Annotated in this window: 13 protein-coding genes; 7 read left to right on the top strand and 6 right to left on the bottom strand. The window is 70.2% G+C overall.

Annotated features, from left to right (window positions below; all coding sequences use genetic code 11):
• The gene (locus ACQPXM_RS23105) at nt 1–1,374 is read left to right on the top strand and encodes a M24 family metallopeptidase (protein WP_432936489.1); all 1,374 of its coding nucleotides are present in this window, start codon (nt 1–3) and stop codon (nt 1,372–1,374) included.
• 40 nt (nt 1,375–1,414) lie between these two features.
• Here the strand turns inward: ACQPXM_RS23105 and ACQPXM_RS23100 are convergent, their stop codons facing one another.
• Nucleotides 1,415–1,954, bottom strand: a complete 540-nt coding sequence (locus tag ACQPXM_RS23100; protein WP_432936486.1) for a cyclophilin-like fold protein — start codon at nt 1,952–1,954, stop codon at nt 1,415–1,417.
• A 13-nt stretch (nt 1,955–1,967) separates the two neighbouring features.
• Nucleotides 1,968–2,987, bottom strand: a complete 1,020-nt coding sequence (locus tag ACQPXM_RS23095) for a zinc-dependent alcohol dehydrogenase family protein (protein WP_432936483.1) — start codon at nt 2,985–2,987, stop codon at nt 1,968–1,970.
• A gap of 157 nt (nt 2,988–3,144) precedes the next feature.
• Between ACQPXM_RS23095 and ACQPXM_RS23090 the strand changes: the two genes are divergently transcribed.
• Genes ACQPXM_RS23090 through ACQPXM_RS23075 form a run of 4 tightly spaced genes read left to right on the top strand, consistent with a single transcriptional unit; the run spans nt 3,145 to nt 6,252 of the window.
• Nucleotides 3,145–4,023 (top strand): helix-turn-helix transcriptional regulator, encoded by an 879-nt coding sequence (locus ACQPXM_RS23090; RefSeq protein WP_432936480.1) that lies wholly within the window; start codon nt 3,145–3,147, stop codon nt 4,021–4,023.
• Nucleotides 4,024–4,031: 8 nt separating this feature from the next.
• A complete protein-coding gene (locus tag ACQPXM_RS23085; protein ID WP_432936477.1) occupies nt 4,032–4,442 on the top strand; it encodes a (R)-mandelonitrile lyase in 411 nt (136 codons plus the stop codon).
• A gap of 32 nt (nt 4,443–4,474) precedes the next feature.
• Nucleotides 4,475–5,704: a multidrug effflux MFS transporter gene (locus ACQPXM_RS23080; protein WP_432936474.1), complete on the top strand. Its 1,230-nt coding sequence runs from the start codon at nt 4,475–4,477 to the stop codon at nt 5,702–5,704.
• Nucleotides 5,705–5,730: 26 nt separating this feature from the next.
• On the top strand, nt 5,731–6,252 hold the full coding sequence (locus tag ACQPXM_RS23075; RefSeq protein WP_432936471.1) for a class I SAM-dependent methyltransferase: 522 nt from the start codon (nt 5,731–5,733) through the stop codon (nt 6,250–6,252).
• Nucleotides 6,253–6,311: 59 nt separating this feature from the next.
• Here ACQPXM_RS23075 and ACQPXM_RS23070 read toward each other — a convergent pair whose 3' ends face one another.
• The 4 genes from ACQPXM_RS23070 to ACQPXM_RS23055 form a co-directional block, all read right to left on the bottom strand.
• Nucleotides 6,312–6,737: a VOC family protein gene (locus tag ACQPXM_RS23070; protein ID WP_432936468.1), complete on the bottom strand. Its 426-nt coding sequence runs from the start codon at nt 6,735–6,737 to the stop codon at nt 6,312–6,314.
• A 64-nt stretch (nt 6,738–6,801) separates the two neighbouring features.
• Nucleotides 6,802–6,981, bottom strand: a complete 180-nt coding sequence (locus tag ACQPXM_RS23065; RefSeq protein WP_432936465.1) for a hypothetical protein — start codon at nt 6,979–6,981, stop codon at nt 6,802–6,804.
• Nucleotides 6,978–7,118 (bottom strand): hypothetical protein, encoded by a 141-nt coding sequence (locus ACQPXM_RS23060; protein ID WP_432936462.1) that lies wholly within the window; start codon nt 7,116–7,118, stop codon nt 6,978–6,980. The genes ACQPXM_RS23065 and ACQPXM_RS23060 overlap by 4 nt, the downstream gene beginning before the upstream one ends.
• 112 nt (nt 7,119–7,230) lie before the next feature.
• Nucleotides 7,231–7,578 (bottom strand): hypothetical protein, encoded by a 348-nt coding sequence (locus tag ACQPXM_RS23055; RefSeq protein WP_432936460.1) that lies wholly within the window; start codon nt 7,576–7,578, stop codon nt 7,231–7,233.
• A 118-nt stretch (nt 7,579–7,696) separates the two neighbouring features.
• Here ACQPXM_RS23055 and ACQPXM_RS23050 point away from each other — a divergent pair, with 118 nt between their 5' ends.
• Both ACQPXM_RS23050 and ACQPXM_RS23045 read left to right on the top strand, forming a co-directional pair.
• Nucleotides 7,697–8,368, top strand: coding sequence for a Type 1 glutamine amidotransferase-like domain-containing protein (locus tag ACQPXM_RS23050; RefSeq protein WP_432936457.1), 672 nt, complete (start codon nt 7,697–7,699; stop codon nt 8,366–8,368).
• Between the two features lie 43 nt (nt 8,369–8,411).
• A complete protein-coding gene (locus ACQPXM_RS23045) occupies nt 8,412–11,849 on the top strand; it encodes an error-prone DNA polymerase (RefSeq protein WP_432951071.1) in 3,438 nt (1,145 codons plus the stop codon).
• The last annotated feature ends 110 nt before the right edge of the window (nt 11,850–11,959 follow it).

Here is an 11,959-nt window from a genome sequence, read left to right as displayed (position 1 = left end):
GTGGGAATCCACACCTATGGAACGAACGCCGTCGACTGGGAGCAGCGACTCGACCTCGACCGGTTGCGCACCGAGCGGCTGGCCAAGCTGCGGGCCGAGCTCGAGCGGTCGTCGCTCGGCGCGATCCTGGCGTTCGACTTCCCGAACATCCGCTACATGACCGCCACCCACATCGGGACCTGGGCGAACGACAAGCTGATCCGCTTCTCGCTGCTGGTCCGCGGTGCCGAGCCGATCATCTGGGACTTCGGATCCGCCGCGCGGCACCACCAGCTGTACAACCCGTGGCTCGACCACGCCGGTCCCGAGTCGGCCGACGCGGTGCACGGTCCGCACCACGGCGCCCGGCCGGAGAGCGGTGCCCGGGCCGGGATCTCCACGCTGCGCGGCGCGTTCCACCCCGACGCCGGCATCGCCGACGAGGTGGCGCGCAAGATCAAGACCGAGCTGGAGCAGCACGGGTTGCTCGGTGAACCGCTCGGCGTCGACGTGATCGAACTGCCGATCCTCGCGGCGCTGCAGCGGGCCGGGATCCAGGTCGTCGACGGGCAGCAGGTGTTCCTCGAGGCGCGGCGGATCAAGACCAAGGACGAGATCGGCCTGCTGACCCAGGCCGCCTCGATGGTCGACGCGGCGTACGACCAGCTGTACGAGTTCCTCCGGCCCGGGGTCCGGGAGAACGAGACGGTCGGATTGGTCAGCAAGGCGCTGTACGACATGGGCTCGGAGTTCGTCGAGGGTGTGAACGCGATCAGCGGCGAGCGGTGCGCACCCCACCCGCACGTCTACTCCGACCGGATCATCCGGCCCGGCGATCCGGCGTTCTTCGACATCCTGCACAGCTATCTGGGCTACCGCACCTGCTACTACCGCACCTTCGCGGTCGGCAGTGCGTCGACCGCACAGCACGACGCGTACAAGATCTGCCGCGAGTACATGGACGAGGCGATCTCGTTGGTGAAGCCCGGCTCGACGACCGCCGACATCGTCTCGGTCTGGCCCACCGCGCAGGAGTTCGGCTTCCCCGACGAGGAAGCGGCGTTCGCGCTCCAGTACGGCCACGGCGTCGGCCTGTCGATCTGGGAGAAGCCGATCTTCAGCCGGCTGGTCTCCCTCGACCACCCCGAGACGCTGGAAGAGGGCATGGTCTTCGCGCTCGAAACCTACTGGCCGGCCCGCGACGGCTGGTCCGCCGCCCGGATCGAGGAGGAACTCGTGGTCACCGCCGACGGCTGCGAGGTGATCACCAAGTTCCCCGCCGAGGACCTTCTCGTCGCCGGCAAGCGGTACTACACGACCGGCGGCATGCTCCCGACCCGGCGGGAGTCGCAGTCCCACCTCAACAATCCGATCTTCACCGGCGATCCGGACTGATCGTTCGCGGACAGGTGGTTGCCTCAAGCCCGTAGTCGGGTCAGGCCTGGAGACGGACCTCGAGCGAGCCGTCGATGGCTGCGATGCGCTGGGCGGCGTCGCCGTCGAGGCGGCCCAGCACGACGATGCCGTCGTGGTAGGACTGGTTTCCGTAGTACAGGACGAGGTTGTTGAAGGGGGCGTAGTAGCCGACGTCGCCGATGGACGGGTCGGCGCCGGCGGGCTGGCCGTCCAGGGACAGGGGTGAGGGCAGCGGTCCGGTCTTCTCCACCGATCCGTGGTCCCGCATCTCGACGGTGAGGGGAAGTTGCGCCGCAAGGTCGCGAGCGGCGGCGCTGTCGTCGAGAGTCGCCTGGAACTGCTGGTCGCCGATGGTGAGGGTGAGTCGCATCCCGTTCTCCTGGGTCGTGGGCTGAGAGCTTGGCGCTGCCGTCTGCTGACCGGCCGGCGAAGAGGTCACCGCGTCGGAGGGGCTGCTGGCGGCCGGTGCGGGGCGGTCGGCGCTGTCGGGGGAGCTGCAGGCAGTCAGCGCGATGCTCCAGGTCAGCAGGACGGCGACGGTACGGCGTACGGATGTCATCGGCTCTTCCGGGTCAGACGGTGAGCAGGACCTTGACGGCGGTGCGCTGGTTCATCGCCTGGTAGCCCTCGGCGGCTCGGTCGAGGGGGAGGGTGAGGTCGAAAACCCTGCCAGGGTTGATCTTTCGGTCCCAGATGAGCTGGACGAGTTCGGGCAGGTACTGGCGGACGGGGGCCGGGCCGCCGTGGAGGTGGACGCCGGACATGAACAGTTCGTCGCCGGGGATGGCGACGTCGTGGGAGACGCCGACGAAGCCGACGTGGCCGCCTGCCCGGGTGGAGTGGATGGCTTGCATCATGGCTTCCTGGGTGCCGACGGCCTCGATCACGGAGTGGGCGCCGAGGCCGCCGGTGAGTTCCTTGACCCGGGCAACGCCGTTCTCGCCGCGTTCTTCGACGAGGTCGGTGGCGCCGAACTCCTTGGCCAACGCCTGGCGGTCGGCGTGCCGGCTGAACGCGATGATGCGTTCGGCGCCGAGTTGCCGGGCGGCGAGGATGCCGAGCAGGCCGACTGCGCCGTCGCCGACGACCGCGACCGTCTTGCCCGGACCGGCCTGCGCGGCGACCGCGGCGAACCACCCGGTGCCCAGGACGTCGGAAGCCGCCATCAGCGACGGGATCAGGTCGGCGTCGGGCATCCCCGGGGTGGCGACGAGCGTGCCGTCGGCCAGCGGGATGCGTGCCCGTTCGGCCTGGGTGCCGATGGTGCCCATCAGGACCCGGTGCACGCAATACGCCTGATAGCCGGCCTGGCAGATCTCACAGGTGTTGTCCGAGGCCCAGAACGAGCCGACGACGAAGTCGCCGACCTTGACCGTGCGGACGTCCGCGCCGACCTCCTCCACCACGCCGACGTACTCGTGGCCCATCACCTGGTGGTCGACGGGCTCGGCGCCCCGGTAGGGCCACAGGTCACTGCCGCAGATACAGGTCGCGGACAGGCGGATGATCGCGTCGGTGGGCTCGAGCAGCTTCGGGTCCTCGCGGTCCTCGACCTGGACGTTCCCGGGTCCGTGCATGACTACCTGGCGCATCGTGCGCTCCTCCTCGGATTCCGGCCCTCCGGTTCCGGGGGCCCGCGTCTCGAGTCAACGCCCGCGGGCCGGCGCGGAGAAGTCCCTGTCGATGGGTGTACCGACAGGGCACCCTTGACGGCCTCGTCGCGAGGTTCGGCCCTTTAGTGTCGTAGTCGTGGACAATCGTCAGGAGGTGCGCGAGTTCCTCACCACTCGCCGCGCCCGCATCACGCCGGAACAGGCCGGCCTGCCCGCCACGGGCAACCGGCGCGTGCCCGGTCTGCGGCGCAGCGAGGTCGCGACGATCGCCGGACTCAGCGTCGAGTACTACGCCCGGCTGGAGCGCGGCCAGATCGCCGGCGCCTCCAGCGGCGTACTGGACGCCCTCGCGCGGGCCCTGCAGCTGGACGACGCCGAGCGAGCTCATCTGTTCGATCTGGCCCGCGCCGCCGACGGGATCCCGACCTCGGGGCGTTCGCGCCGCCGGGCGACGGGCCGGGCGGCGGTGTCGCGGCTCAGCCTGCAGTGGACCATGGAGGCGATCAAGGACGCGGTCGCGTTCGTCCGGGACCCGCAGCAGAACCTGCTCGCCACGAACGCGCTGGGCCGCGCGTTCTACTCCCCGGTCATCGGCGACAGCGGCCGGACGCCGAACCTGGCGCGCTTCCAGTTCCTCGACCCCGCTTCGCGGGAGTTCTATCCCGACTGGGACCTGTTCGCGCAGATGTGCGTCGCGATCATGCGCGCCGAGGCCGGCCGCGACCCGCACGACCGTGCCCTGCAGGACCTGGTCGGCGAGCTGTCCACCCGCAGCGAGACCTTCCGCCGCCTGTGGGCCGACCACGACGTCCGCACCCACGGAACCGGCACCAAGCGTTTCCACCACCCGGTGGTCGGCGAACTCACGCTCGTCTACGAAGAACTCGCGATCACCGCCGAGCCCGGCCTGGTGCTGCTGGTCTACACCGCCGAACCCGGCTCCCCGTCGGCCGAGCGACTCCAACTGCTCGCGTCCTGGGCGACCCAAGCCGACGTACCGACGAACAACAGCTGAAGGAACCCGTGCAGATCACCCGCAGCTCCATCGACACCACCAAGGGACCGGCCGACTGGTTCACCGGCGACGTCTACGTCGACGTCGTCGCCGCGGCCCCGCCGCCGTCGCGCGTCGCCGCGAACCTCGTGCACTTCATGCCCGGCGCCCGAACGCACTGGCACCGGCACCCGCTGAGCCAGACCGTGTTCGTCACCGAAGGCGTCGGCCTGTGCCAGCGCCGCGGCGGGCCGGTCGAGGTGATCCGTCCTGGTGACCGCGTCCTGTTCGAAGCCGACGAGGAGCACTGGCACGGCGCCGCGCCGAACCGGCTGATGGTCCACCTGGCCATCAACGAGTCCGACACGGACCACGAGGTCGTGCAGTGGCTCGACCCGGTCACCGACGAGGAATACGCCGCGGCGCCGCCCGTCGACTGACGCCCGGACCCTGCGCTTCCGGAAGGGGCCCGATGCAATCATCTCTGTCGCCCGGGACGGCGACTCGTCAGGCCCGGCTGACCGCCGGACTGGTGGCGACCGTGGTCTTCCTGACCGCGATCGCGCCGCTGGCCACCGACATGTACGTCCCGGCGTTCCCGCAGGTGGCCGGTGAGCTGTCCACCACCGCGACGCAGGTTCAGCTCACACTGACCACCTTCTTCGTCGGTATGGCGCTCGGCCAGCTGGTCGGCGGTCCGGTCTCGGACCAGCGCGGCCGGCGGATTCCGTTGCTCATGGCCCTTGTCGTGACGACCGTGGCCTCGATCGTCTGCGCGCTCGCGCCGACGATCGGAGTGATGACGACGGCCCGTTTCGTCCAGGGCTTCGCCGGTGGATGGGCGATGGTGATCGGGCGTGCGATCATCGTCGACCTCGCCAGCGGCGCCCAGCTCGTCCGGGTGCTCAACGTCGTCGCCGGTGTCGGGGGACTGGCGCCCGTCGTCGGCCCGCTGGTCGGCGGCCTCATCCTGCAACTGTCGAACTGGCGCGTCTCGTTCTGGCTTCTCGCCGTGCTCGGGCTGGCGATGATCCTGGCGGTCCTGGTCGCGGTGCCCGAGTCGCTGCCGCGCGAACGCCGGCACGCCGGCGGCCTGCGCAATTTCCTCGTCGCCGGGCGGATCGTGCTCGGCAACCGCCAGTACGTCGGCTATCTGGTGGTCGCCGGTGCCGCGATGGGCGCGTTGTTCGCGTACGTCGCCACGTCCGCGTTCGTCCTGCAGACGATGAACGGGCTCTCGCCGATCGCCTACTCGGTCGACTTCGCCGTCAACGCCGCCGGGATGACCGCGGCCGCGCTCGTCGCCGCCCGGCTCGCCGGACGGGTCGCCACCCGCAAGCTCATCCTGATCGGGCAGCTCGCCGCTCTCGCCGCCGGTCTCGCGATGCTCGTCGGCGCGCTGTGGTTCGGCACTCCGTTGAGCCTGGCGATCGGGTGCTTCTTCGTGCTGATGACCGCGCAAGGACTGATGATCCCGAACGGCGGTGCGCTGGCATCGGCCGCCGTACCGGACCATCCCGGCACCGGAGCCGCCGTCCAGGGGTTCGTGCAGTGGGTCGCGGCCGGAGTCGTCGCACCCCTGGCCGGTCTCGGCGGCGACCACACCGCCGTACCAATGGCGACACTCGTCGTCGCCGGTGCGGCAGCGTCTATGCTCGGGCTTCTTGTCCTGGCCAAGGGGCCGGTGAGTGCCGGGAGGTAGGGTCGAGTGCTCGGGGAACGACCTGTTTGAGCCCAGCGCACGCGATGGATCTCATCCCCGAGGCGATCAGCCTTGCGCGGCGGCTGGCCGAAGAGCGGGGGGTGCGGGTCGACTTCAGCGTCGCGGATGTCTGTGCCCTGCCGGCGGATTCGGTGGCCGGGTACGACCTCGTGGTCGACAGCTACTGCTTGCAGTCCATCGTCCTCGACGAGGATCGCAGCGCGGTGTTCTCCGCCGTCAGGTCGCGGCTGAAGCCGGGCGGGTACTACGTGATCTCAACGGCCCTGCACGTGCCGGGGCGCGAAGCCGAGGACGGCTTCTGGTACGACGCGTCCACCGGGATTTACTACCGCGAGGTTCCGGCCGGTTCGGCTGCTGACCAGGTGGTCGAGATCGACGGGCGCTGGTACGTCCCACATCGCAGGCATCTGTCGGCCGAGGCACTGCGGGACGAGCTCGGTGCGGCGGGCTTCCAGGTGCTGAGCCTGGAGAGTGCGGAAGCGGCCGACGTGGTCTGCCGTGTCGGATCGGGCGAAGCGAGTTCGTAGCAGCGTTCGAACGGCCACACCCAGGAGCTCGTCTACCGGCCGACCAGGCGCGGCTGAGGTCAGCTCCCGGCGGGCCGGTAGGCCTCGTACCGCCGCAGCCATTCGGACCGGACGTGCGGGGGATAAGCGGGCTGGACGCAGAACTCGTTGCCCTCCGGATCGGCCATCACGATCCAGGCCCGGTCGTCACCCTGGCCGACCTCGACGCGAGTGGCTCCCAGCGCTTCCAGCCGAGCGACCTCGGCCGCTTGGTCCTCGGGCCGGACGTCGAAGTGCAAACGGTTCTTGCCGGTCTTGGGCTCGGGCACCTTGATGAACAGCAGATCGGGCACCACGCAGTCCTCGCGACTGCCCTCGGGTGGCTCGACGACCCACTCCGGATCCTCGTCGTGGCTGATCACCCAGTCCAGCGCCTCGGCCCAGAACCTGGCCAGCCGGCCGGGATCCCGGGAGTCGACGATCAGTGCACCGATCCGCAAACCCATTCGGTCACCCTAAGGCACGGCGTCCGGCGGTCCCCAAGTACCGGCCTCCGGCGCAGCGGATGGCCTATGAGCCGGCCGCGACCGGTCCGCGGATCGTCTTGACGCCTGGCCGGCCGCACCAGCAGGTGTAGGTGAGTTGATGGACCACCCGGCCGTCGTCGTCGACGGTCCGGGTCATGCCGTTGACCATTGTCAGCGGCAACAGTTGCCGCTTGCCACAGTGCCCGCAGGTGATGACGATCATCGCCGGACCGCCCAGGGATGCAGACGGTCCAGCTCGCGCTGCCACAACCGGCAGGCCGTTCGCAGTCGAACCCGCGCGTCGTCGACGCGCCAGCTCCAGCGCAGCCGGCGGGGGACCAGCTTCTCCAGCTCTTTCACGGCACCACCTCGGTCACTCCAGGTTACTGACACGAGTGTTTCAGTGGCTCGAGCATAGAACTCCCAGCGGGCCGCGGCAAGGGCTTTCAGGCGAGCCAGCGACGGCGTGGCGTCAGGGGGTGTCTTGGGCCGCCGGGCGCAGATCACCGGCCGGGATCCAGCTGAGCCGGCCCTGGCGATCGCGGACCCGGCCGAGCCACTGGTCGCCGTCGCGGATCCAGAGGTCCAGCTCGCCGGGCTCCCACTCCGCGTGCTCGACCGGCTGCGCCGGATCGACCCGCCGGACGGCGTCGGCCGAGCGCGGGCCGTGCGCGTCGAACTGCACGTCGAGCTCGATCTTGGCGTGCTCCGCGGCCTCCGCGCTCAGGCCTTGTGAGCGCCAGCCGTTGACCGCGCCGTCCCATACTCCGTAGGTGCCGTCCCCGTCGTTCGACGGTCGCACCGTGAACCGTCCAAGCATGGAACCACCGTACCCCAGATTCGAACATACGTTCTATCCGGGGAGTTGTCGGATCCCGCCCGTACTGTTCGTTGAACAGGTGACACGTGATCCATCGCACTCGAGTTCGGGAGGTGTTGTGAAGCTTCTGCTCACATCCGGAGGCGTGACGAACGGGAGCATCCGCGACGCGCTGGTCGAGCTGCTGGGCAAGCCGATCGCGGAGTCTCGTGCGCTCTGCGTCCCCACCGCGCAGTGGGGCCATCCGATGCTCGGCCCCACCACGGTGCGAAGGTCCGTCGTCGGCGAGGCTCCGTTCGACCAGATGACCGGCCTGGGCTGGGCCGCCTTGGGTGTCCTGGAGCTCACCGCGTTGCCCAGCATCGGCGAGGAGCGGTGGGTGCCGTGGGTTCGAGAGACCGACGTGCTGCTGGTGGACGGCGGCGACGCGGCGTACCTGTGTCACTGGATGCGGCAGTCGGGGCTGTCGGAGGTCATCTCGTCACTGCCCGAGACGGTCTGGGTGGGGGTGAGTGCCGGCAGCATGGTGATGACGCCGCGGATCGGTGACGACTTCGTCAACTGGCCTTCCGCGCCGGACGACCGGATGCTCGGGGTCGTCGACTTCTCGATCTTCCCGCACGTGGACCACGAGCAGATGCCGGACAACACCATGGACGCGGCGGAGAGCTGGGCGGCCGGCATCGCGGGTCCGGCGTACGCCATCGACGACCAGACCGCCATCAAGGTGGCCGACGGCGCCGTCGAGGTCATCTCCGAAGGACACTGGAAGGCCTTTCCCGCGGTGTAAGGGAACATGTGTTCTACTCTGGGTGTCACGGGAGGACACCACGATGGGCTACAACAATCCGCCGGTGAAGTGGTCGGAGCTGGAGCGCCGGCTGTCGGACCGGGCCCGGCCGGGCAGCGATGGCGGCCGGCCCGCGGCGGGTGACGGCGGTGACAGCCCGGCGTGGTCGCAACACCGTGGGCCGTACGTGCCGGGACAGGACAAGGTGGCCGCCGCCGAGCGGGCCCGCGACGCCGCCGTACCGTACGCCGAGTTGCACGTGCACTCGACGTTCTCGTTCCTCGACGGGGCGTCGCAGCCGGAGTGGCTGGTGGAGACCGCGGCCGAGCTGGGGCTGCACGGCCTGGCGCTGACCGATCACGACGGGTTCTACGGTGCGGCGCGGTTCGCGGAGGCGGCCACGGCGTTCGGGGTGCCGACGGTGTTCGGCGCGGAGTTGTCGCTGGACCTGTCCGGCCCGCAGAACGGGGTGGCCGACCCGGAGGGCAGCCATCTGCTGGTGCTGGCCGAGGGCCAGGAGGGGTATCACCGACTGTCGGGAGCGATCACCGAGGCGCAGCTGGCCGGCGGGGAGAAGGGCCGGCCGGTGTACGACCTGGAGGAGCTGGCCGAGCAGGGCCGCGACCAGTGGGTGGTGCTGACCGGTTGCCGCAAAGGTCTTGTCCGCCGGGCGCTGGAGGCGGGCGGTCACGCGTACGGTCCGGCGGCCGCGGGGCGCGAGCTGGACCGGTTGGTCGCGCTGTTCGGCGCGGACCGGGTGGTGGTCGAGCTGACCGATCACCAGCTGCCGACCGACTCGTCGCGCAACCGGATCCTCGCCGACCTGGCCGCGGCGCGTGGCCTGCCGGTGGTGGCGACGAACAACGTGCACTACGCGCAGCCGCGCGACCACCGGCTCGCCTCGGCGCTGGCCGCGGTCCGGGCCCGGCGCGATCTGGACGCGATGGACGGCTGGCTGCCCCCGGCCGGTACGGCGTTCCTGCGGTCGGGGGAGGAGATGCGGCAGCTGTTCCGCCGCTACCCGGGCGCGGTGGAGTACTCGGTGCGGCTGGCCGGCCAGCTCGGGTTCGACCTGCGCCGGGCCAAGCCGCGGCTGCCGCTGCGCGACGTCCCGGAAGGTCATACGCCGATGTCGTGGTTGCGGCACCTCACCTACGCCGGCGCGAAGCTGCGCTACGGGACCCGCGAGCAGCGCCCCGACGCGTACCGGCGGCTGGCCCGGGAGCTGGACGTGATCGAGCAGAAGGGTTTCCCGGGCTACTTCCTGATCGTGTACGACATCTGCCGCTTCGCCCGGTCGAAGGGAATTCTCTACCAGGGCAGGGGATCGGCGGCGAACTCGGCGGTCTGCTACGCCCTCGAGATCACCGCCGTCGACTCGATCCTGTACGGGTTGCCGTTCGCCCGGTTCCTGGCCTCGACCCGGACCGAGGAACCGGACATCGACGTGGACTTCGACTCCGACCGGCGCGAGGAGGTGATCCAGTACGTCTACGGCAAGTACGGGCGCCGCAACGCCGCCCAGGTCGCGAACGTGATCAGCTACCGCCCGAAGTCCGCCGTACGGGACGCCGCGAAGGCACTCGGGTACTCGGTCGGTCAGCAGGACGCGTGGTCCAAGCACGTCGACGGCTGGTCGCCGGAGATCGAGGCGGGCGAGATCCCGCAGCGGGTGGTGAACCTCGCGACCGAGTTGCTGAAGTTCCCGCGGCACCTGGGCATCCACTCCGGCGGCATGGTGCTCACCGAGCGGCCGGTCGGCCAGGTCGTGCCGATCGAGAACGCCCGGATGAAGGACCGGACCGTGCTGCAGTGGGACAAGGACGACTGCGCGTGGATGGGATTGGTGAAGTTCGACCTGCTCGGGCTCGGCATGCTCGCCGCGCTGCAGTACGTGATCGACCTGGTCCGCGAGCACACCGGCGAGCAGTGGTCGCTGCACACGATCCCGAAGGAGGAGGCCGGCGTCTACGACCAGCTGTGCCGGGCGGACTCGGTCGGGGTGTTCCAGGTCGAATCGCGCGCCCAGATGGCGACGTTGCCGCGGTTGCTGCCGCGCCGGTTCTACGACCTGGTCTGCGAGATCGCGCTGATCCGGCCCGGCCCGATCCAGGGCGGGGCGGTGCATCCGTACATCCGGCGCCGGACCGGCGAGGAGCCGATCAGCTACCTGCATCCGAAGCTGAAGCCGGTGCTCGAGCGGACGCTGGGGGTGCCGCTGTTCCAGGAACAGCTGATGCAGATGGCGATGGCCGTCGGCGAGATCGACGCCGACGAGGCCGACCTGCTGCGCCGGGCGATGGGCTCCAAGCGCGGGGTGGAGAAGATCAGCTCGCTGAAGACCAAGCTGTACGACGGGATGGCCGCGAACGGGATCACCGGCGACCTGGCCGACGAGATCTACGACAAGATCGAGGCGTTCGCGAACTTCGGGTTCGCCGAGTCGCACTCGATCAGCTTCGGGCTGCTGGTCTACACCTCGACCTGGTTCCGGCTGCACTACCCGGCGGCGTTCCTCGCGGCGCTGCTGCGGGCGCAGCCGATGGGGTTCTACTCACCGCAGTCGCTGGTCGCCGACGCCCGCCGGCACGGCGTCGAGGTGCGTCGTCCCGATCTGCACCTGTCCGGTGCCGAGGCGGGGCTGGAGCCGCTCGTCGACGGGCAGGAGATCACCGGCCCGACCGGCGACCCGGCCTGCCTGGTCGACCCGCAACCCGTCGTCGGGCCGTTCGACCCGGACGCACCGGCCGACACCACCAGGCACCGGCGCGACGGCGCGTACGCCGTACGGCTCGGTCTGGCCGGCGTGCGCTCGGTCGGGTCGAAGGACGCCGAGCGGATCGTCGCCGAGCGCGAGGCGAACGGCCGGTTCGCGTCGATGGCCGATCTTGTCCGGCGTACCGGGATCACGGCGAAGCAGGTCGACGCGCTCGCGACCGCCGGGGCGTTCGACTGCTTCGGCCTCGACCGCAGGCAAGCCTTGTGGCAGGCCGGCGCCGCCGCGGAGGAACGCCCCGACCGCCTTCCCGGCATCACCGCGGCCGGGCCGCCGCCGATGCTGCCCGGCATGAGCGACGTCGAGACCGACATGGCCGATCTGTGGTCGACCAGCATCACCCCGACCAGTCACCCGGTGCAGCGGATCCGCGCCGAACTGCGGGCCGCCGCGATCCTGTCCGCCGCCGAGCTCCGCGAGGCCCGCGACGGAGCCAGGGTCCGGGTGGCCGGGGTGATCACCCATCGTCAACGTCCCGCCACGGCCTCCGGCGTGACGTTCATGAACCTCGAGGACGAGACCGGCATGGCCAACATCGTGCTGTCGGTGGGCGCCTGGAACGCCCACGCCAAGGTCGCCCGGACGGCCGCCGCGGTGATCGTCCGCGGCCGGGTCCAGCGCACCGGCCAGGTCGTCAACCTCAACGCCGAACACCTGGAACCGCTGCCGCTGGCCGCCAAGACCAAGTCCCGCGATTTCCGTTGAGGGACACGGGAAAACACAGCCGGTCACGGACCCTGCCGGATCCGTGCTCAGGTGGCCGAACCGTTTCACCGCGCGGCCGGACGGGCACGGGACAGCAGGGACGACGTGAC

The sequence above is a fragment of the Kribbella sp. CA-253562 genome, assembly GCF_050942265.1.
Lineage (GTDB): Bacteria > Actinomycetota > Actinomycetes > Propionibacteriales > Kribbellaceae > Kribbella.
This window is presented reverse-complemented; position numbering and strand designations above follow the sequence as displayed.

Bases quoted from the DNA above. Each gene is read 5' to 3' on its own strand.
- ACQPXM_RS23045 (WP_432951071.1), top strand. From the start codon at position 8,412: ATGGGCTACAACAATCCGCCGGTGAAGTGGTCGGAGCTGGAGCGCCGG.
- ACQPXM_RS23080 (WP_432936474.1), top strand. From the start codon at position 4,475: ATGCAATCATCTCTGTCGCCCGGGACGGCGACTCGTCAGGCCCGGCTG.
- ACQPXM_RS23100 (WP_432936486.1), bottom strand. From the start codon at position 1,954: ATGACATCCGTACGCCGTACCGTCGCCGTCCTGCTGACCTGGAGCATC.
- ACQPXM_RS23055 (WP_432936460.1), bottom strand. From the start codon at position 7,578: ATGCTTGGACGGTTCACGGTGCGACCGTCGAACGACGGGGACGGCACC.
- ACQPXM_RS23065 (WP_432936465.1), bottom strand. From the start codon at position 6,981: ATGATCGTCATCACCTGCGGGCACTGTGGCAAGCGGCAACTGTTGCCG.
- ACQPXM_RS23095 (WP_432936483.1), bottom strand. From the start codon at position 2,987: ATGCGCCAGGTAGTCATGCACGGACCCGGGAACGTCCAGGTCGAGGAC.
- ACQPXM_RS23070 (WP_432936468.1), bottom strand. From the start codon at position 6,737: ATGGGTTTGCGGATCGGTGCACTGATCGTCGACTCCCGGGATCCCGGC.